This is a genomic window from Porphyromonas vaginalis (genome assembly GCF_958301595.1).
In the GTDB taxonomy this organism is placed as follows: Bacteria; Bacteroidota; Bacteroidia; order Bacteroidales; family Porphyromonadaceae; genus Porphyromonas; species Porphyromonas vaginalis.
The window spans coordinates 1,105,367-1,126,901 of the sequence record NZ_CATQJU010000001.1; the positions used below are offsets into that span (position 1 = coordinate 1,105,367).

Sequence of the window (21,535 nt, forward strand, 5' to 3'; positions counted from 1 at the left end):
TTAGAGATTAGAAGAGGGGGGGAGCTGTGATGGCTCGGCCGTGCGAGTTATATTTTCTGCGAAGTTATACCTTTATTTTGAGTTGAGCAAGAGAGGGGGAGAAGGAGAGGTTAGAGATTAGAGGTTAGAGATTAGGGGTTAGAGATTAGGGGTTAGAGACTAGAAGGGAGCGCGAAGCGGTTGGAGGTGTCGGAGCCATCGGAGGGAGGCGAACGAATAGCTCGCATCGTAAAAGCTGGGCATCGTAACCTTTGACAGGGACAGACGCCCTCCCACTAGACACTCTCGAGCGTCACTACAGGGTACAGTCACGGCTAGCCTCGAGTCTTAGTGTGTCCGTCATCCCCCCACGTCGTCCTGTAGGGACGCACGATCTGTGCGTCCGTTGTGTCAAAAGTTACAGCATCGTGGTCTTGACGGGAATGGACGCCCTCCGGCTAGACACTCTCGAGCGTCCCTACAGGATTCAGTCACGGCTAGTGTCGTCAAGATCGTTCGACAACGGACGCACAGATCGTGCGTCCCTACAGGGTGCCGTCTCTCTAATTTTCGTACCTTTGCAGGTGGAGCTGTGGCTCGGAGGGCTGTACTTACTGTGCAGCGCTTTTGGTCGCATCCGCCATTTCACTGATCACGTAAACGTATTAATCCCTAGAATCGTTATGGACGACTCCTTACCGCCGAGTGAGCCTCGAAGTCTCTCGTGTAGACCTCCTCTACTGCGGAGCCTACGCCCTAGCGTCTGCCTAGGGGTTCCCAACGCCTAGATCTACTTGACTAGGTACCGCATAGGAGCAGGAGGTCTCTTAAGTTTCACCCCCTACCAATTACCCCTTAAGAGCCATAGATATTATGCGGAAGTTTTACTTACCCAAGCAGCAGTTTACTCAAGTCGACAGCCTAGAGCCACACACGTGGGTCAAGGTGGTGCAGCCTACCTCGGAGGATATAGACTACCTCTGCGACGAACTGGGCATCCCCGACGGCTTCATCGGAGATACAGCGGATAGCGATGAGCGCCCTCGTACGGAGGAGGAGGATGGCTGGCGTCTCACCATCATACGTATCCCGATCGAGACACCCGAGGGCACGACCCCTTACAACACGGTCCCCATCGGTGTCATCTCGCACCTTGAGAAGCAGCTCGTCGTCACGATCTGCTACCACCGCACGGACCTCATCCCCGACTTCATCCAGCACAACCAGCGCAAGGGTATCTCGGTCGATACGGATATAGACTTTATTCTCCGGCTCATCATGAGCTCGGCCGTATGGTTCCTCAAGTACTTGAAGCAGATCAGCTTCCTGATCCTAGAGACCGAGGAGGCTCTGGAGAAAAGCATCCGCAACGAAGACCTCCTACGGATGATGCGCTTGCAGAAGTGCTTGGTTTACTTCAACACCTCCATACGAGGCAATGAGTCGGTCATCGGACGCTTTAAGGTGAGCCACTATGAGCAGTATGATGCCGATCTAGCGGAGGACGTCGCTATCGAGCTCAACCAGGCGTACAACATGGTCAATGTGTATAGCGATGTCATGAACGGGACGATGGATGCCTTCGGCGGGATCATCAACAACAACATCAATACGATCATGCGCCGCATGACCAGTATCTCAATGATCCTGATGCTACCTACGTTGGTCGCCTCACTGTATGGTATGAACGTCGATCTGCCATGGGCTGAGCATCCGTTGGCCTTTATAGGGATTATGGTGGTCTGCTTGATCTTCTCGGCGATTGCCTTCTGGCTCTTTAAGCGCATCCACTGGTTCTAGCTTTAGACGCTCTAGACGTTTATGCTACTAGATACGAGTAGTACACAGGTCTTTTACGCCTTTCTGATTACCCTCTGGGCGGGTCTCTCTACCGGCATCGGGAGTGCTCTGATCTTCTTTACCAAGCGCACCAACCGCATCTTCCTATCGGTCTCGCTGGGCTTTTCGGCGGGCGTGATGGTCTATGTCTCTTTTGTGGAGCTCTTTCGCTCTGCCGAGACGACGATGACGCCGTTCTATGGAGAGCGACTGGCGACGCTCTATGCTACGCTCGCTTTCTTTGCGGGGGTAGCGCTGATTGGTGTCATTGACCGGCTGATTCCGGAGGCGGAAAACCCTCACGAGCTGCCAGACCAGAGTGCTGTGCGAAGCCTTCAGAATGAACCCGCCCAAACAACTACCGCGCACGAGCAGAGCCTGCTACGTACCGGCATGGTCACGGCGATAGTTCTGGCGATCCACAACTTCCCCGAGGGTATGGTCACCTTTATGTCTGCGCTGACTGATCTCTCGTTGGCACTGCCGATAGCTATCGCTATTGCGCTGCACAACATCCCGGAGGGTATCTCGGTCGCTATCCCTATCTACCACGCTACGGGCAATAAGCGCAAAGCTTTCTTTCTCTCGCTCGCATCGGGTCTAGCTGAGCCTATTGGCGGACTGCTGGGCTTCTTGCTCTTGCGTCCTTTCCTGACCCCGACGGTGATGGGCTGTTGCTTTGCGATGATTGCGGGCATTATGGTGTACATCTCCTTTGACGAATTGCTCCCAGCTGCGGAGCGGTTTGGTCACCACCATACGGCACTCTACGGGCTCATCGGGGGTATGGCGTTTATGGCACTCAGCCTGTTGCTGCTCTAGCTGTTGGCTGTTAGCTGTTGGCTGTTGGCTAGTGGTTCGTGTAACCCGCTGTAGGGGCGGACCTGCGTGTCCGCCCACAAGGCATACAGCACTTCAACGGGGACGGGCGGACACATAGGTCCGCCCCTACAAAGGGTTACTCGTTTCTCTAACCTCTAATTTCTAATCTCTAATCTCTAATTTCTAATCTCTAACTTCTAGCTTCTATCCTCGATGTGCTTGTTTTTGTGTACTTTTGTGCTAGTGGAGGCTGGCGCATAGTGTATCGGTCTCTGCGAGACAAAAAAAGATAGATATAGAAATAGGTAGCATCAGATTATGTACAGAACGCATACGTGTGGAGCTCTGCGTGCCTCTGACGAGGGACAGCAGGTGACGCTCGCGGGTTGGGTCGCTAAGATTCGTCGCATGGGAGCTATGACCTTCCTCGACTTACGTGATAGATATGGCATTACGCAGATCTTCTTTGATGAGTCGCATCAGGGGCTCCTCAGTGAGGTGGGGCGTGAGTGGGTGCTAGCGGTGACGGGTACCGTACGCCTGCGCAGTAGTGTCAATGAGAAGATCCCCACGGGACAGATCGAGATCCTCGCAGATCGTATGGAGGTACTGAATCGTGCCGACACGCCTCCCTTTACGATCGAGGATGTGAGTGACGGTGGCGATGACCTGCGTATGAAGTACCGCTACCTAGACCTGCGTCGTAGACCGGTGCTGAGCAATATAGAGCTACGTCACCGTATGACGATGGAGACGCGACGCTATCTCGACGGGCTCCACTTCCTAGAGATCGAGACACCGATGCTGATCGGCTCGACACCCGAGGGTGCGCGAGACTTTGTGGTGCCTAGTCGTATGAACCCAGGGCAGTTTTACGCATTGCCTCAGTCGCCACAGACCTTCAAGCAGCTACTGATGGTCGCGGGCATGGATCGCTACTTCCAGATCGTGAAGTGCTTTAGAGATGAGGATCTACGTGCCGATCGTCAGCCAGAGTTTACGCAGATAGACTGCGAGATGAGCTTCGTGGAGCAGGACGACATTTTGAGCACCTTCGAGGGGCTGGCAAAGCATCTCTTTAAGGAGATCCGTGGCATTGACCTCCCCACGCCACTACGACGCATGACTTGGTACGAGGCTATGGATCGCTATGGTAGCGACAAACCCGATCTGCGCTTCGGGATGGAGATCGCAGAGGTGACGGAGACGATACAGGGGCATGGCTTTGGCGTAGTTGATGATGCTAAGTACATTGGTGCTATCGTGGTCACGGGCAAGGCGGACTACACACGTAAGCAGATCGACCAGCTGACCGACTTTGTCAAGCGTCCACAGGTGGGTGCCAAGGGATTGCTCTGGCTACGCTATCAGCCTGATGGAACGATGAAGAGTAGCTTCGACAAGTTCCTCGATGCTGACCAACTCAAAGCTCTGGCCGATAAGCTGTCTATGCAGCCTGGCGACATAGCCTTCCTGATCTCTGGGGACAAGCGTCCAGCACAGAAGCAGCTGGGCACGCTACGTCTACACGTTGCCTCTGAGCTGGGCCTGATGAAGCCGGGGCACTATGAGTGTCTCTGGGTGGTCGACTTCCCGCTACTCGAGTGGGACGAGGAGACGCAACGCTACTATGCGATGCACCACCCCTTTACGGCTCCAAAGCCTGAGGATCAGGATCGTCTCGAGAGCGACCCTGGTAGCGTCCGTGCGGATGCTTACGACATGGTGATCAATGGTGTCGAGGTCGGCGGTGGCTCTATCCGTATCCACGATGCGGAGCTACAGGCGCGTGTCTTTGCGGCACTAGGCTTTACGAAGGAGCGTGCCGAGGAGCAGTTTGGTTTCTTGATGAATGCCTTTAAGTATGGTGCACCTCCTCACGGTGGTATCGCCTTCGGACTGGATCGCTGGGTATCGCTCATGGCGGAGCTGGACTCGATACGTGACTGTATCGCCTTCCCGAAGAACAATTCGGGCCGTGATGTGATGATCGATGCGCCTGCACGACTAGATCCCGAGCAGCTCGACGAGCTACACCTGACTGTGCGGGAGACACTATAATATATAGGAGTCCTTATGGTCACGATAGGAGATGTAGTTCGTACGGTAGAGGCGTGCTATCCGCTGAGCTATCAGGAGAGCTACGACAACTCGGGTCTTCAGGTGGGTGATGTGACGCAGCCGCTGCGTGGTATCATGCTGGCTGTGGAGACGACCGAGGCGGTACTCGAGGAGTGCCTGCAGCGTGGGTGCAACCTGCTCATATCGCATCATCCGATCCTCTTTCGAGGGCTTAAGCGGATCACGCCCGCGACTTACCAGGAGCGTTGCGTGGCTTTTGCCTTGAGAAACAATATCGCTATCTACGCCTGTCATACTTCGGCAGACAATGAGATGACGCAAGGCGTGAATCACTATCTGGCCAACCTGATCGGTCTCAAGCGTGAGGGTAGGCGACCGATGATGCCTCAGCGAGGCCGCTTCTACAAGTTGCAGACTTTCATCCCGCACAGTCATGCCGATGCGCTACGCACTGCATACGAGGAGGCGGGCATTGGCTCCCTGGGTGGTTATACCGGCTGTAGTTATAGTTGCTCGGGGGTAGGGCGCTTCCGCCCAGGAGCTGAGACGCATCCGACCATTGGTACACATGGCTCTATGGAGGCGGTCGAGGAGGAGATGATCTCCGTGCTCGTGCCACAGGAGCGACTCTCGCAAGCCCTCACGACACTCGTAGCGTCGCATCCCTATGAAGTGCCAGCCTACGAGGTAATCCCGATCGTGATGGATCACCCGACGAGTGGGTTAGGGGTCATAGGCGAACTGCCTAGTGCGCTGACGCCGCAGGAGCTGCTAGAGCATCTATCTACGCTGCCAGCCGTGGAGCGCATCGCCTACTCAAATCCCCCCACGCAACCGATCCGCCGCATAGCACTCTGTGGAGGCAGTGGCGGTGGTCACGAGTTCATCGGAGAGGCTATGCGCTCAGGCGCAGAGGTCTATATCACAGGTGAGGCCAAGTACAACGATTATCTTGACGTGCAGGGGCGTCTCTGGCTGATCACGCTAGGGCACTTCGAGAGTGAGCACTGCACACGCACCATGCTCTATGATGCATTGTCGGATAAATATCGTAACTTTGTCATCCATACGTCAGATGCTGACACCAATCCTATTCACTATTTCTAAGCAATACCATCTATGAGCATTAATACAACGACCCACGAAGTAGCCGAGCGTAGTATCCGGGAGAAGCTCATCGCCCTCAAGCGTCTACAGGAGACGCTCACCAGTATTGACAAGATCAAACTACTACGAGGCGAGCTACCCCAAGCTATCGAAGATCTAGCGGACGAAATCGAGGGACTGAAGACACGCTTAGAGAAGTACAACGCTGCTGCCAAAAAGCTCTCACAGTCGGTCAGTGGTGAGAATCAAAAGATCGCTACGGCAACCGATAAGCTCGAGGCACTCAAGGAGCAGCTTAATGCGGTGAGTAACAACCGCGAGTATGAGCACTTGTCGCGCGAGATCGAGTTTCAGGATCTTGAGATACAGCTCGCTCAGAAGCATATCCGTGAGTTCAACGCAGAGCTACAAGGCCGCAAGGATGACATCGCCAAGCTCCAAGAGCGTATCAAGGAGCGTGAGGAGGATCATCAGGCTAAGAGTGAGGAGCTGGAGCAGATCATTGCCGAGACGCGCATCGAGGAGGAGCAGCTCCGTGATCGTGCTAACGAGCTGGAAGCGCAGATCGATGAGCGCATCCTCAAGGCATTCCAACGTCTACGCAAGGGCGCTTCCAATGGACTGGCAGTCGTGCCTGTAGAGCGTGAGGCGTGCGGTGGTTGCTTTAACCACATTCCGCCACAGCGTCAGCTAGAGGTCAAGCTACACAACAAGGTCATCGTCTGCGAGTACTGCGGACGTGTACTCATCGACCCAGACATTGAGGAGGAGCCAGTAGAGGAGACGACCGAGGCAAAGGCCGACACAAAGAAGAAGGAGACCAAGAAGACTACGGCTACTAAGAAGACCGCCTCTAAGAGTACCAAGAAGGCTGACGCTAGCAAGGATAGCGAGGACAAGTAAATCTCTTCCTTCCAGCGATGAGTCTTTTCGGACGGTTTGTCGCTCTTCTCTCCCTTTACGACATTCACTCCCTCGCACTGTGTCTCAGCGACGTACGCTACTCAATCATGCTTTGGTGCATCAGATGCGTCGCACGATCGAGCAGTATGAGCTGCTAGACCGAAAGAGCCAGCGAGTGGTCATCATAGCCCTCAGCGGAGGTGCCGACTCGACGGCACTTCTGTGGGGGCTTTTGTTATTAGGGTACCGCTGTGTGGCGGCGCATTGCAACTTTCATCTGCGAGGCCCAGAGAGTGATCGTGACGAGGCGTTTGTCACAGAGCTTTGTGAGCAGCTGGAGGTGCCCCTAGAGCGTGCCTCCTTTGACACTTATGGCTATGTGGCTACGCACAAAGGGGTGAGCGTAGAGATGGCGGCGCGGAAGCTGAGGTACGACTTCTTCGATGAGCTATATGCGCGGTATGATGCGCAGAGCATCGCTCTCGGGCATCACCTAGAGGACAATGTGGAGCAGCTCCTGATCAACCTCTCCCAAGGGGCAGGCGTACGAGGACTGCGGGGTATGCTCCCAATTCGTGAGGAGGGGAAGTATATTCGTCCGCTCATAGACACGCCGCCTCGACTTATCTATGACTTCTTGCGCATTGCCGAGCAGCCTTTTGTGAGGGACTCGACGAATGCGGACACAACTATACGGCGCAACTTCGTCCGGCATACGTTGCGTCCGCTCTTTGACCAGCTCAACCCCTCCTTTGACCAGGCGGTCGCCTCGACGATTCACATCTTGCGAGACTTGGAGCAACTGCAAGACTATTATATAAGGAGTACCCTCCCCGCAGACTCCACTCAGCCGCTAGAGATCGCATGGCTCCGTCAGCAGATAGCACCGCTCGCACTCCTCTACAGCTACTTCGCAGCGATCGACTGCGATCGCCTAGTATTACAGCAACTCCTGATGGACTGCACCAAGTCTGAGCGTGTCGACAGCTATGCTCGCTATGAGGGTCGCGGGGGCATCATCGAGCGTTATCGTGGCTATCTGATAGGCACGACCAGTGAGACCCTGGCGCGTCTGGAGCAGGCGACCAACTTTTGCCTAGAGCTGCCGGCTATCGAGAGCTGGCCAGCGGGAGCTGTGCTGGATCACCCGCTAGGATCGGTAACGATAGCGGTACACGACTGCTCGGAGACGCCACCGCCTGCGATTAGGACGCTCACGCCTTACAGCTATTTGGTCGACTACGACCAGCTTCGAGCGGCAACGCCTCAACTACAGTTCAGAGCCTCTACCGATGGCGAGCAATGGATCGCCCCGTTGGGCATGAAAGGGCGCAAGCCTCTAGCGAAGCTCCTACGCGACGCTAAGGTGCTCCCCTCACGTAGAGCGGCCACAATGCAACTCATCGACCACCATACGGATGCCACGCTGTGGCTGGTTGGTGTGTGTCGCAGTGCTGACTACCAGCTCACGCCACAGACTCGTCGCTGGGCGCAGATCACCTTCTCTCTTACATTATCAGATCCCTTTGATGAGTGCACGAAGCCACATACAGTAGCTCGTTAGCCGTTTATTTTGTACTTTTACAGCTAGAATCGACTTATAAAGCATGACGAAGACCTTTCCCATGATCGCCAAGACGCTCCCTGGGCTGGAGCCAGTACTGGAACAAGAATTGACAGCCCTCGGTGCGAACAATATACAGATAGGACGTCGCATGGTCTCTTACGAAGGAGATCTCAAGATGCTCTACAAGTCCAATCTGTACCTCCGCACAGCACTTAAGGTGCTGAGACCTATCTATGAGTTTGACGCGGAGGATATCGACATCCTCTACACGACGCTGCTAAACTTCGACTGGAGCCAGTGGCTTACGGCCGATATGACCTTTGCGGTCGATGCGGTGGTCTACTCATCGACCTTCAAGCATAGTCGCTACGTCGTCTATAAGACGAAAGACGCTATCGTCGATTACTTTAGAGAGCAAACGGGAGGCACGAAGCGTCCCTCGGTCAAGCTCTCCAACCCGCAGCTGATCTTCCACCTACATATTGCGGAGCAGCATGTGACGCTCTGTCTAGACTCTTCGGGTGAGAGCCTCCACAAGCGGGGCTATCGTATGGAGCAGGATCGTGCTCCTATCAACGAGGTGCTGGCAGCGGGTATCCTACTCAAGGCGGGCTGGCACGGGCAGTGCGATCTGATGGATCCTTTCTGCGGGTCGGGCACCTTCCTCGTGGAGGCTGCGCTGATCGCTACGGGTACGCCTCCAGGCATCTATCGTGAGAGCTACCCCTTCGAGCGGTGGCCAGACTTCGACAGTGAGCTCTGCAGTGAGGTGTACAATGACGACTCGACGGAGCGCTCCTTTGACTACCACATCTACGGCTCCGACCTCTCGCCTCAAGCCATTGCCAAGGCTAAGCGCAACGTCACTCGATCGGGTATGTCTCGCTACATAGATCTCTCGGTAGGCGACTTTGCTGATCAGCATCTGCCACACCCCGAGGCGGAGACAGATCCTAAGTGTCTGCTTGTGATGAACCCGCCTTACGGGGAGCGTCTCTCAGACTACGACCTCGAGCAGCTCTATAGTATGATCGGTCGTACGCTCAAGTTCCAGTTCGCCGGAGCTCAGGCGTGGATCATCGCTCATCAGGTAGAGCACTTTCACGCGATCGGGCTCAAGCACGATCTGCGCGAGGAGCTGTACAATGGATCGCTGCCTTGCGAGTTGCGTGGCTATACGCTCTTTGAGGGCAAGCACAAGGAGTACAAAGAGCAGATCGCTCAGCGTGAAGAGACTCCCCAGCGGAGAGAGCGTGGCGAAGCGTTTCACCGTGGCAAAGGGCAAGATGCTCACAGACCTCGGGCAGCCTACGACAAGCCGGCCTACAGCAAGGGACGTGGTGGCAAACCTTACGACAAACCTTACGACAGGCCTGCACATCGTGGCACACAGCGCACGAAAGGGCCACACCCTGCTGGCTCCTCTAGCTCTGGCTACAAGGCCAATATCCAAACCTTCGGCAGCGATGAGACATTCGTCCATAAGACTGAAGCAAACGACAACGAATAAGTAACATCTATCACTCCATACCGATCCTATGAATAGCATATTGCGTCACTACGCCCTATGGCTCTTCGGAGCTCTTACGCTCACGCTCACAACGGCCCTGCAGGGACAGACGAAGCAACCGTTAGACCTTGAGACTGTCACTTATGGAGGCAAGACCTTTCGGTCAGACTTCTACCCGCAGCCCGTCTATGGGCTCGCTTGGCTACAGAGTGGCTACACCTACACGGTAGATGGTGGCGACTACCGGAGCCTACGGGTCTACACCCCGACGAGAGGACAGGAGCAGACCGTTCTCACGCAGGACGAGCTCGTTCGGCTCCTCAAGCCTTACGATGACACCAACAAACTCTATCCGCTGGTTGCTTACGACTTTACCCCACAGTGCCACTACCTAGAGGTGGAGCTGCCCAAGGGACTTTACCTAATAGATGTAGAGCAAAAGCTAATCGTCGGATACTTCGCCACTGGTGACACCGAAAAGCGCGCTTCGCTCCTCAGCCCTAACGAGCGCAACCTAGCGGTCAAGAGCGAGGAGGGCACACTCCTTATATATACGCTACAGCCCGCTGGGAGCAAACCTCAGGCTCCTACGCTAGTCGCTACGGACGAGGCGGAGGCTGCAGTCGTCTATGGCGAGTCGGTTCACCAGAACGAGTTCGGCATTGACGGTGGACTCTTCTGGAGTCCCGACAGTCGCCAGCTAGCTTTCTACCGTATGGATCAGTCGATGGTCGCACCCTATCCCATCGTTGATATGACACCGCACAAAGCGGTCGTCCAGCCCGTTCGCTACCCGATGGCAGGTACTCCTTCGCACCATGTGACGCTAGGAGTCTTTCATCTAGAGAACCAGCAGACCACTTACCTAGCGACTGGTGGCGACCCCGAGCATTACTTGACAAACGTAGCGTGGCACCCCAACAGCAAGAAGGTTTACATAGCCGAGCTAAATAGAGGACAAGATCATCTCTTCCTCAATGGTTACGATGCTCAGACGGGAGCGCACACCGAGACGCTCTTTGAGGAGACTGATGCGCACTATGTCGAGCCACAGCACCCGATGATGTTTGTCCCTGGGAGCCGAGGCGAGCAGTTCGTTTGGGAGTCTCGTCGTGAGGGCTACCGACAGCTCTATCTCTATAGTATCACGGGCAAATTGATCCGCAAGCTCACCGACATGGAGGGCGAGGTGACCGACATCTACGGCTTCGACCCCAAGGGCGAGCGCATATACTACCAGGCTGCGTACCCCTCACCGCTCGAGCGACACATCTTCGCGAGCGACCTCAAGCGAGGACGTACCATACAGCTGAGCAAGGTAGCCGGAACGCACGAAGCGATCTTTAGTCCCGATAAGCAGTACTATATAGACCAGCTGCAGAGTGCTACCATCGCACGCTCTGTCATGCTTCACGACAATAACGGGCTGCAGCTCCGCCAGATACATCAAGCTCCTGATCCGAGGGTTAAGCTTGATATGCCCAACATCACCACTGGCACGCTCCTAGCGGCTGATGGTAAGACCGAGCTTTACTACCGTCTCATCACGCCGTCTAACTTTGACGAGATGAAGGAGTATCCTGCCATCGTCTACGTCTATGGTGGTCCACATGCTCAGCTAGTCACCAACACGCCACAGTGGGGTGCCTCGGGCTGGGATCTTTACATGGCACAGCAAGGGTACATCATCTTTACGGTCGACAATCGTGGTAGTGCCGAGCGAGGTGCTGCCTTCGAGCAGGTCATCCATCGTCAGGTTGGTACAGCCGAGATGGCTGATCAGATGAAGGGTGTCGAGTATCTCAAGAGCCTTCCCTATGTAGATCGCAATCGTATCGGCGTGTACGGGTGGAGCTTTGGAGGCTTTATGACTACCAACCTGATGCTCACGCACTCCGAGACCTTTAAGGTGGGTGTCGCTGGCGGTCCCGTCATGGACTGGTCTCGCTACGAGATCATGTATGGCGAGCGGTACAACGACTCGCCTCAGGACAATGCCGAGGGCTATCAGCGCAACAACCTCATCGAGCGTGCCAAAGACCTCAAGGGGCGTCTTCTCCTCATCCACGGCACCTCCGACAATGTGGTCGTCTGGCAGCATGCACAAGCCTTTGTCAAGGCGTGTGTTGATGCACAGACCTATCCCGACCTCTACTACTACCCAGGGCACAAGCACAACGTCATCGGCCCCGACCGCGTGCACCTCAACTATGTCATAACTCGTTACTTCCTAGAGCACCTATGAGCCTTATCTATCCCAACACAAAGCAAGACGAGAAGAAGTCTACAGACGCTGAATTTATGAAGTACGCTAAGATCGAAATGGTAAAAGCTCCTCAGACCGTCCTCCTCCTCGGTAGCGGCGGACGCGAGTGCGCTATGGCTGCAGCCATAGCTGAGAGCAAGCTACTCAGGAAGCTCTACATAGCTCCAGGCAATGCGGGTACTGCTGCTTATGGCACCAACGTCTCAGACATCAACCCTGTCAAGCATGAGACGGTGAGCGAGTTCATATCCACCCACGGGGTCACGCTCCTCGTCTGTGGCCCCGAGGCTCCGCTCGTCGATGGACTCGTCGACTATCTGCAGGAGGATGCTCGCCATCCCGACCTCCTCATCGTTGGCCCCGACAAGGCGGGCGCTCATCTCGAGGGTAGCAAGGAGTACAGCAAGGAGTTCATGCGTCGTCACAGCATCCCGACGGCCAGCTACGAGACCTTCGGACCTCAAGATATAGAGGAGGCGGAGGAGTTTCTCGATCAGCTCTCCGCACCCTTTGTCCTCAAGGCTGACGGCCTAGCTGCTGGCAAGGGTGTCCTCATCTGCCAAGATCGTAAAGAAGCTGAGGAGGGGCTAGGCCAACTCTTCAGCGGTATGTTTGGGAGTCGTGGTCAGCGCATCGTCATCGAGGAGTTTCTCGAGGGTATCGAGTGCTCCGTCTTTGTTGCTACCGATGGAACCGACTACTGCGTCCTACCCGTTGCCAAGGACTACAAGCGTGTCGGCGATGGAGACACAGGTCCTAACACGGGCGGTATGGGAGCCGTTAGCCCCGTGCCTTTTGCCGATGAAGCCTTCATGCAGCGTGTTGAGGAGCGCATCATACGTCCCACGCTAGAGGGCTTGCAAGAGGAAGGCATACAGTATGTCGGCTTCCTCTTCATCGGACTGATGAATGTAGCGGGCGATCCCTATGTCATCGAGTACAACTGCCGTCTAGGCGACCCCGAGACCGAGGTGGTACTGCCACGTATCGAGAGTGACTTTCTCGAGCTACTCATCGCTATGGCGACCGGTCAGGTAGCGGGCTACGATCTAAAGATCTCACCCGAGGTAGCTATGACGCTCGTCCTCGTATCCAAGGGGTACCCCGGGCATTACGACAAGGGCTTCCCGATCCAGCTACCCGATCCAGCAGAGGGTATACGTATTTATCACTCAGGCACGGCGCTTGACGAAGAGGGACATGTGGTGACCAATGGGGGACGCGTCCTCGCCATCACGGCACGAGGCACCACCATCCAGGCAGCTCAAGAGGCGTGCTATCGCACCGCCACGCAGACACTCTACGAGGGTAAGAACTACCGCCACGACATAGGCAACGATCTCTTGTAGAGCAGTAGACATAACCCAATAACCTCAAGACAGCAAAGGGGGGGAGTAGGAAAATCAGTCCTACTCCCCCCCCCTTTTTTGTTGTTGAAGCTTTACACTCCTCGTTAGGAGAGTGCCGACCTTTGTGACATCCTCTCTAGGGAAGTAGTCTCTACCCTAGAGAGGTGTGTCACGATAGTGCCAAAGGGCTACTTGCACACCTTGAGTACTAGTCTCGTCTGTGTCGTGCTGCCCTCTAGGATGATTAGATAGCTTCCTGATGGCATCGCTGTGTGGTCTATCGCCACGGTCGTCTCAGCGATAGGATACTCAGCCAGTGTGCGGAGTGTCAGATCTACGACCCGAGCGGTCTGATAGCTAGAGGGTATACCAGATAGTCTCCAGGAACTTCCGTCCACGGCTAGCTCTATGCGCTCTGTCGGGAAGGCATCGATGGCAGTGTCCTCTGCGATCTTGAAGCCTCGCCAGATAGGTGACTGCTCATAGTCAGCCTTGCTGCCCTTGGGAACGATCAGCTCGCACTGACTCCGGTCTACTCCCTCAAAGGGATCATTCTCGTAGGACGACTGTGGAGGAGTGCTTGTCAGCATCGTCAGTCGCTTGAGACTCTTACAGCCTCCGAAAGGTGTGTCGCCAAGTATGGTAAGGTGCTCGGGGAAGGTGACCTCAGCCAGCTTCGGTGCGAACCAAAAGGCAAAGTCCTCGATCGTTTGAGTCTTGTCATGCAGTCTCAGCGCAGTTTCGGTGCGACCTGCAGGGTAAGCGTAGAGGATAGCAAAGTCCTTGCTATATAGGACACCATCCTGTGTGGCAAAGGCCGTATTGTCGTCGTTTACGACAAAAGCCTGGAGCTTTAAGCAGCCGAGGAAGGGATTTTGACCTAACAGTGGTGCCGCAGCACCGATGGTCACACGCTTTAGGTTCGTCGACTCAGCAAACGCAGCATAGTCTAGCTGCTCGAGAGAGCTGGGGAGCTCTAGCTGTTGGAGTGCATGGCAGTGCCAAAAGGCCTTCTCGCCAATGTGTGTCAACCCTGCTCCAAACTTGATGGAGCCTATAGACTCACACTCTTGGAAGGCTCCCATTGCTATCTCTTGTAGCGAGTTGGGTAGCTCCAGTTGCTTGAGGCTTCGGCAGTTTTTGAAAGCATCTAGACCGATGGTCTTCAACCCCTCGGAGAAGTGTATCGTGTGCAGAAGGTTGTTGTCCTGAAAAGCGGTCTCTTCGATACGCTCCACATCGGCAGGTATCGTCACCTCTAGGAGGGCACGGCAGCCGTCGAAGCAGGAGGCGGGGATCGTCTTGATCCCGTTAGGTATCGTGACGCTCTGCAGTGCCTCGGCACCTAGGAATGCCTCTGGCTCAAAGGCATCCATCCGACTAGGCAGCTGAACCTTTGTGAGGCTTGTAGCATTGTCAAAGAGTCGCTTGTTAAGCACCTTGACACCCTCTGGGATAGTTACCTCCTTGAGGTTAGCACAGTAGGTGAAAGCGTATCCCCCGAGGTACTCTAGGTCACGTGGCAAGGTAATCTGCTCAAGAGCGTTGCACACCCCAAAGGCGGTACTATTGATACGAGTCACCTCATCGGAGATAGAGAGCTTCTGTAGCTTGATACACTTCCAGAAGGCTCCGATGCCTATCTCTCGTATATTCTTAGGTAGTACAAGCTCCTCGATAGAGCAGCAGTGGTAGAAGAGCTTGTCCGGTAGGAGCGTCTCCTGCCCCTCGGGTACGACATACTCTCTCATCGTGCCTTGGTCATCAACCTTGATGTAGTATACGCCTCCAGGTACGATGCGAGCCTCCGAGAGGTCTAGCTTGCGGATACGCGCGTGGGGAACCTCTGCGGCATACTCATCAGAGCCACAGAACTGGCGGATAACTCTTAGGTCACTACCGTTTAGCTCGCCCTTGATCTTGATAGAGGTAGCAGACTCCCACATCTCTACGGGACCATCCTCTTGGAGTCGTCCAGCGACGTTGGTATAGACTACGTCAAAGGCGTCGTCTCCCTCTTCGGAGCAACCAGACCCGTCGCCCTCGACAGAGACCATCCACCCCTTTTGTACAGCTATTTGGGTCTTGCTCTTGGGAGCTGCAGGAGTGCCGTTAAAGAGCATACACCCACCGAGGTCGTTCTTTGAGTCTTCGTCACGACGCTCTCTCAGCGATCTGTATAGCGCATTGAGTGCGCAAGCATCGAGTGCCGTACCATCGATCTTGACAAAGTAGATATTGTAGGCATTAGGTAGCGTGAGAGCCGTGATAGGGTTGTCACTCACGGTGATACTCTTGAGGGCAAATAGCTGTGTGACTGACGAGAGATCCTTGATCTGATTCTTAGGACAGGAGAGCACCTCTAGCCCATAAGCACTAGAGAGGTCTAGCTCAGTCAGCTTGTTGTCGACACAGGTGAGAGTCTTGAGTCTACTAAGCTGGTTGAGACCAGGTATCTCTTTGAGTGCACACTGGCTCACATCGAGCGACTGAATACTTGGTGAGAGCTGGAGTGTCTCTAGCGTAGGATTGACTGAGCAGTCGAGAGAAGTGAGTGAGTAGCAGTCGCTTAGATCGATCTTCTTGAGCTTGTTGGAGTAGCAGGCTACATCTTTGAGTCGCTTCATCTTGGAGCAGTTGAGCTCGGTCAGGCTGTTGTTATTGCAAGCCAGCACCTCAAGATTAGGACAGCCAGAGAGGTCTAACTGTGTGAAGGCACATCCCTGACAGTCGAGAAACTTGAGCTTGTCTAGTCCCGTGAGGTTGAGCTCCGAGAGTGACTCGCTATAGCTCACCATCAGGGTCTCTAGGAGTGGCGAGCCTGATAGGTCTAGCTTCGTGAGTCCGATATAAGGTAGGAGGACCGTCTTTAGCTTGCTCGGTGAGGGTAGTGTGAGCTGGGTGATAACCCCCATGAAGCTCTTGCCAGCGACTAGATAGGTGAGCTCGAGGTTTTGAGATAGATCTAGCTCTGTCAGAGCCAGTCCCGATAGGTCGAGGTACTCCAAGCGTGGCATTCCCTTGAGATTGACCGAAGAGATAAAGGGACAGGTACTCAGATCTAGCTTCTTCAGCTGAGGAGCTTGCTGAGGTAGTGCCAGGCTACGTAGCTTATTATTATTGGTACAGACGATGCTGTCTAGCTGCGCGCAGTGTGATAAGTCGAGCGACTTGACTTGCGAGTCTTGTAGCAAGAGGTAGCGTAGCTTCGTGCTTTTCGTCAGATCCAGCACCTCGTGAAAGTTCTTGCGAGAGATAAGGTCTGTCAGCTGGGGCATTTGCGATACATCGAGCTTGAGGAGGTTATTGCCCGAGCACTCTAAGACAGCGACATCACCCTCTATGGTGAGCGTGCGGTCTATCAGTTGGGCCTTGATAGCCGTTGCTTTGTTTTTGTAGAGATCTTTTGTCTCAGAGGTGCCATCGCCCCAGACGAACTTGACTGTTCCGTCTTGTCGTCCCATGAGTAGTAGCTTGTACTCAGATCCGACCTGCCCAGCGAAGGTCATGGAGATGCGCCCTTCCTGAGCGAACACTGAACTAATCCCGGCCCCAGCACAGAGCAGCAAGGCGAGAAATGCGATACAACGCGTAATGAGTTTATTCATACTAATAGTAGTTTTGGATGTGACTGTCCCGAGCTGTGTTGCCTTAAAAAAAGAGTTGCAAGGGATATTTTGGATGCAAATATAATGAAATGTTCTTTAAGCAGTTTCTTTTACACCCATATCTAGACGTCCTTGTATCAAATGCGATGCGATTAGGATATTACGATCTGGCTTATTTCCTGACGAATACGCTTTTCGATCCGATTCCTACGTGGAGAATCGAAAATAGCCTCGTGGAAAATTCCAGATCTTCCGCCACTATGTTGTGATTGCTTATTATCATGTGATCTTCCTCGGCCAGTGCTGACGCTTCATATACAATGAACTCATCGACCTCCCCACTCCTCGCTTGTCGCTCGTGTGAACCTTCTGAAAGAGCAATTATGATGCGTCAGCCCTAGCAGGGCAAATTCAATCCCGACTCATTACAATAATTTAAAGTCGACTACATATCGATACGGAGCTGTGTCGGGGAAAAGTGATTTCCACGTGGATATTTCAAAATCTCCACGTGGGGAATAAAAAATTCCTCGGAGGAATGAAATGAAACTTCGGAGGAATGAAATGAAACTTCGGAAGAAATGAATCACGCCCACGTGGAAAATAAAAAATATCCACGTGGAGATTTGAGATTCCCCACGTGGATATTCGAGAAAGGAGGGAATCGGACGAATTCCCCTGTAAAGATATGTAATCAGAGATTAGAGGCTAGAGATTAGAGATTAGGGGTTAGAGATCCGATCACTCTGATAGCTCCGATGGTCTCGATAGCTAACAGCCAACAGCTAACAGCCAACAGCCAATCCATGGTTGACACATATATAGGGAGCTCATCTAAGCCTCGCTTGTTGCTCATGTGTGGCTCCTGACAGAGCGATTATAGTGGGTCGGCCCTGATTTCTCGGCGGCGATGCCGAGACCAAAGGGAAGATTGTGGTATATTTGCACTGTCGGTCGTGGCTATGGATATACTATAAGTAGCTATCCCCACGTTATTAGAATGCTTATGAGATATAGACTCCTATATATATACAGACCTATTTGCCTGCTACTGGTCATGCTGCTTGCCACGCTGCTGGGACTGGAGGCACAGTCCTCATCCTATGCTCCGCTTCGTGAGGGGCACTGGGCGCGACTCTCTGTGACACGTACGGGCGTGCATAAGGTTACCTTTGCGGCACTGCGCGAGGCGGGCATTGCGAATCCTGCCGAGGTACGTCTCTTCGGACGAGGCGGAGCGATGCTCAGCGAGGTACTAGAGGATAACAGTTTGCAGCTGACGCCTGTCCCCACCTATGTGGCTGATGAGGCGGTCTACTTTTACGCTACGGGGACGACCGAGTGGATCCCTGAGGTGTCGCAGCAGACCTTCCGCCATCAGCAAAATATCTATAGCAACAAGGGGTACTACCTAGCGACCGATCGCGCGGATCTGTCAGCGCACCGTATCGACTCTCAGGTTGCGCAACAGGCTACGGAGGCGGCTGTGCGGACGAGCTTCTTGGCGCATGTGGTGCATGAGGAGGATCGCCACTCGCTGCGTGCCTCGGGACGTAAGCTCTTTGGCGAGCCGATCGGGGGGCATCCGCTCTCGGTATCGCTCTCGCTACCGACGCCATTGGTGTCTGCAGCTGAGGGACAGCTGGGTGTGGCTTATGTGGGGTTACCTGACAAAGATCAGACGCTGGAGCTGACGGTGCAGCTAGGTGGTGAGACCTACCAAGATGTCATCAGGTGGAGTGAGGATAGCTCCACGAGTACCTATCTGGCTGGGATCCATCATGTCAAGCGCTTTGCTGCGCACCTTCCCTCTGAAGCTCAGAGCGTGGAGGCGCAGCTACAGATAGCACCTGCAGGGCGGGCGGCTTATCTAGACTATGTGACACTGGTGGCACCAGTCGCTTTGCAGTATGGGGGCAAGGGGCAGTTGGCCTTTCGTAATTTCTCCGCAACGCCAGGCGCGATTGCCGAGCACCGCATCGGGATGACAGGCTCTGCTGGTGCGCTACAACTGTGGGAACGTACGGCCGAGGGGCAGGTAACGAGCTTGTCCGCAGCGGAGCAGGGTGGCGCCTTGACCTTTACGGGTGCGGTGACAGACGGGACGGGCCGTCCTGTGGAGTATACGCTCTTTGCTCTGACAGATGCTTATCCTGTGGAGCAGGTGGTGACACTGCCTCACGGAGGGGTGCGTCTAGACACGGTGCCGGACTATCTGATGATCACGACAGAAGCATTGCGCCCCGCAGCAGAGCGCTTGGCCATCTACCACAGAGCGCACTCGGGGCTACGGGTGCAGGTGGTGACGCAGCAGGAGCTTTTTGATGAGTATAATGGTGGCACGCCCGATGCGACGGCTTATCGCTTGATGCTGTGGGACTACAAGCAACGCTATGAGGCGGAGCATGGTGCGGGTAGCTACCACCCGTTGCTGCTCCTAATGGGCGATGGTGCATACGACAATCGAAAGGTATCGCAAGACTGGAGCTCACGGGACTTGCAGCAGACGGAGTTCCTGCTGACTTATCAAGGAGAGAACTCGACCAATGTCTACAGCTACTCGACGGATGACTACTTTGGTCTCCTCTCAGAGGGTCAGCGTGGTGTAGGTATCGGGGCTCAGCCCCTCTCGGTGGGTATCGGTCGTCTGACGGTACGGACGCTGGCTGAGGCTGAGGCAGTGGTGGATAAAATAATCCGCTACGATAGCGAGCAGGTGCCAGGGGTGTGGCGTACACGTGCTTGCTATGTAGCGGACAATATGGATGGTTACTCGCACCTAAGCCAGGCGGACCGCATTGCTCAGCTTATGGAGCGGTTGCAGCCAGAGCTGATCGTCTCTAAAGTCTATATGGATGCTTACGCGCACAAAAATGTGGGCGGGCGTACCTCGGTGCCAGATGCGCGCCGCAAGCTGATGGGCGAGCTACAGAAGGGGTTGCTCCTCCTAGACTATACGGGACACGGGGGGCCTGCAGCGTGGAGCGATGAGCAGATCTTGACGCAGGCAGATATTGTGCGCTTTGACTATCCCCACCTGCCGGTCTGGATCACGGCGACTTGTGACTTTACCAATTACGACCATCCGCAGACGTCGGCTGGGGAGTCGGCTATGCTCAATCCGACTAGTGGGGCTATCGCGCTCTACACGACTACGCGCGTGGTGATGGATGTAGCTAATGAGCAGATGAATAGGGCACTACATGAGAGTCTCTTTACGCCTCAAGCGGATGGTTTCCTTCGTCCTATGGGCATCGTGATGCGTGATGCGAAAAACGGTCTGATAAGCTACGATACGACGAATAAGTTGAACTTTTTCCTACTCGGCGATCCCGCTCTGCGCCTTCGTATGCCAGCCTACGAGACGGTCCTCACGGAGCTGGCGGGTGTCTCGCTCGACAACCTCTCGGAGGGTGAGGCGGTGCCACTCCACGCGATGGATAGTGTGCAGGTGCGAGGCTACGTGGCGAGCAGTCAGGGGGTTGTGCAGGGTGACTTCACGGGCCGGCTCTTTGTGACGGTCTTTGATGCTAAGGCTCAGGTCAAGACGCACATTGATAATGCGCCTGGCAAGGACCCTGACGAGATACGGACCTTCGAGGATTACTCGGGAATGCTCTATGCGGGTATCGCTGAGGTAAAAGAGGGACACTTTGACTTCTCTTTTATAGTCCCTAAAGACCTTCCTTATAGTGGGGGCAATGGTAAGATCAATCTCTATGCTTACAGTGACGCGAAGGGTAGCGAGCCATACGAAGCGATGGGCGTGAGCCATGCGATCTGTGTCAAGCCTGGAGTGGGTGAGCACAGTGTGGTCGATACGATACCGCCAGAGATACGGGAGCTATACCTAGGTCATCCAAACTTCTCGATGGAGAATCCGATCGGCTCGACACCACTCTTCGTTGCTACGCTGGCTGATGCTTCGGGGATCAACCTTTCGGGAACGGGAGTAGGACACAATATGACGCTGGTTGTGGATGGTCGTGAGGATTTGACCTTTAACCTCAATAGCAGCTACACTGCCTCTGAGATGGAGGCGGGTGTGGGACGGGTGCTTTACCTGCTGCCTGAGCTACCTGATGGTGACCATACTGCGACTTTTACGGTATGGGACGTGTGCAACAATGTGACGGTGCGTAGCTTTGCCTTCCGTGTCCGTGCTGGTCAAGCACCGACGGTCGTCGAGAGCCGTGCTCGTCCTGGGGTTTTGACGGCTGATGATCCGCTGATCGTGGAGGTGTACAACAACGCGCCAGGCGTGGAGGTCGATGTGACTATCGAGCTGTACGACTATCGTGGTGCGCTCGTTGCGCTCTCGCCACAGATGGTGGCTCGCTCTGTCTACGACACGCCTGCTCTGATACGCTGGGAGCCTAAGCTACAGTCGGGTGGCGCCTTGTTGCCGGGACTTTACATCTACCGCTTGCGGATGACGCAGGGTGACTCGGCACCGGCCTATACTTCGGGCAAGATCGTGGTTCGTTAAGCCTATCTGATTAA

Annotated in this window: 11 protein-coding genes; 10 read left to right on the forward strand and 1 reads right to left on the reverse strand. The window is 54.6% G+C overall.

Going from position 1 to position 21,535, the window contains the following annotated elements; translation table 11 throughout:
* Nucleotides 1–852 precede the first annotated feature (852 nt).
* From Q2J34_RS04430 to purD, 9 genes are all read left to right on the forward strand, one after another.
* Nucleotides 853–1,779, forward strand: coding sequence for a magnesium transporter CorA family protein (locus tag Q2J34_RS04430; protein WP_298888948.1), 927 nt, complete (start codon nt 853–855; stop codon nt 1,777–1,779).
* Between the two features lie 21 nt (nt 1,780–1,800).
* Nucleotides 1,801–2,640 (forward strand): zinc transporter ZupT, encoded by an 840-nt coding sequence (zupT, locus tag Q2J34_RS04435; RefSeq protein WP_300969372.1) that lies wholly within the window; start codon nt 1,801–1,803, stop codon nt 2,638–2,640.
* Between the two features lie 318 nt (nt 2,641–2,958).
* A complete protein-coding gene (gene aspS, locus Q2J34_RS04440) occupies nt 2,959–4,701 on the forward strand; it encodes an aspartate--tRNA ligase (protein ID WP_300969373.1) in 1,743 nt (580 codons plus the stop codon).
* 15 nt (nt 4,702–4,716) lie between these two features.
* Entirely contained in the window at nt 4,717–5,829 is a 1,113-nt protein-coding gene (locus Q2J34_RS04445; RefSeq protein WP_300969374.1) for a Nif3-like dinuclear metal center hexameric protein, read from the forward strand.
* Nucleotides 5,830–5,841: 12 nt separating this feature from the next.
* The gene (locus tag Q2J34_RS04450) at nt 5,842–6,732 is read left to right on the forward strand and encodes a zinc ribbon domain-containing protein (protein WP_300969375.1); all 891 of its coding nucleotides are present in this window, start codon (nt 5,842–5,844) and stop codon (nt 6,730–6,732) included.
* Between the two features lie 79 nt (nt 6,733–6,811).
* Nucleotides 6,812–8,296 carry a tRNA lysidine(34) synthetase TilS gene (gene tilS / locus Q2J34_RS04455; RefSeq protein ID WP_300969376.1) on the forward strand — a complete coding sequence of 495 codons (1,485 nt, stop codon included), beginning with the start codon at nt 6,812–6,814 and terminating at the stop codon, nt 8,294–8,296.
* Nucleotides 8,297–8,339: 43 nt separating this feature from the next.
* Nucleotides 8,340–9,809, forward strand: a complete 1,470-nt coding sequence (locus Q2J34_RS04460) for a THUMP domain-containing class I SAM-dependent RNA methyltransferase (protein WP_300969377.1) — start codon at nt 8,340–8,342, stop codon at nt 9,807–9,809.
* A gap of 28 nt (nt 9,810–9,837) precedes the next feature.
* Entirely contained in the window at nt 9,838–12,054 is a 2,217-nt protein-coding gene (locus Q2J34_RS04465; RefSeq protein WP_300969378.1) for a S9 family peptidase, read from the forward strand.
* A complete protein-coding gene (gene purD / locus Q2J34_RS04470; protein ID WP_300969379.1) occupies nt 12,051–13,424 on the forward strand; it encodes a phosphoribosylamine--glycine ligase in 1,374 nt (457 codons plus the stop codon). The genes Q2J34_RS04465 and purD overlap by 4 nt, the downstream gene beginning before the upstream one ends.
* Before the next feature lie 188 nt (nt 13,425–13,612).
* Here purD and Q2J34_RS04475 read toward each other — a convergent pair whose 3' ends face one another.
* The gene (locus Q2J34_RS04475) at nt 13,613–17,032 is read right to left on the reverse strand and encodes a leucine-rich repeat protein (RefSeq protein ID WP_300969380.1); all 3,420 of its coding nucleotides are present in this window, start codon (nt 17,030–17,032) and stop codon (nt 13,613–13,615) included.
* A 1,006-nt stretch (nt 17,033–18,038) separates the two neighbouring features.
* On the opposite strand from Q2J34_RS04475, the gene porU reads away from it, so the two are divergent.
* Entirely contained in the window at nt 18,039–21,521 is a 3,483-nt protein-coding gene (porU, locus tag Q2J34_RS04480) for a type IX secretion system sortase PorU (RefSeq protein WP_300969381.1), read from the forward strand.
* Nucleotides 21,522–21,535 lie beyond the last annotated feature (14 nt).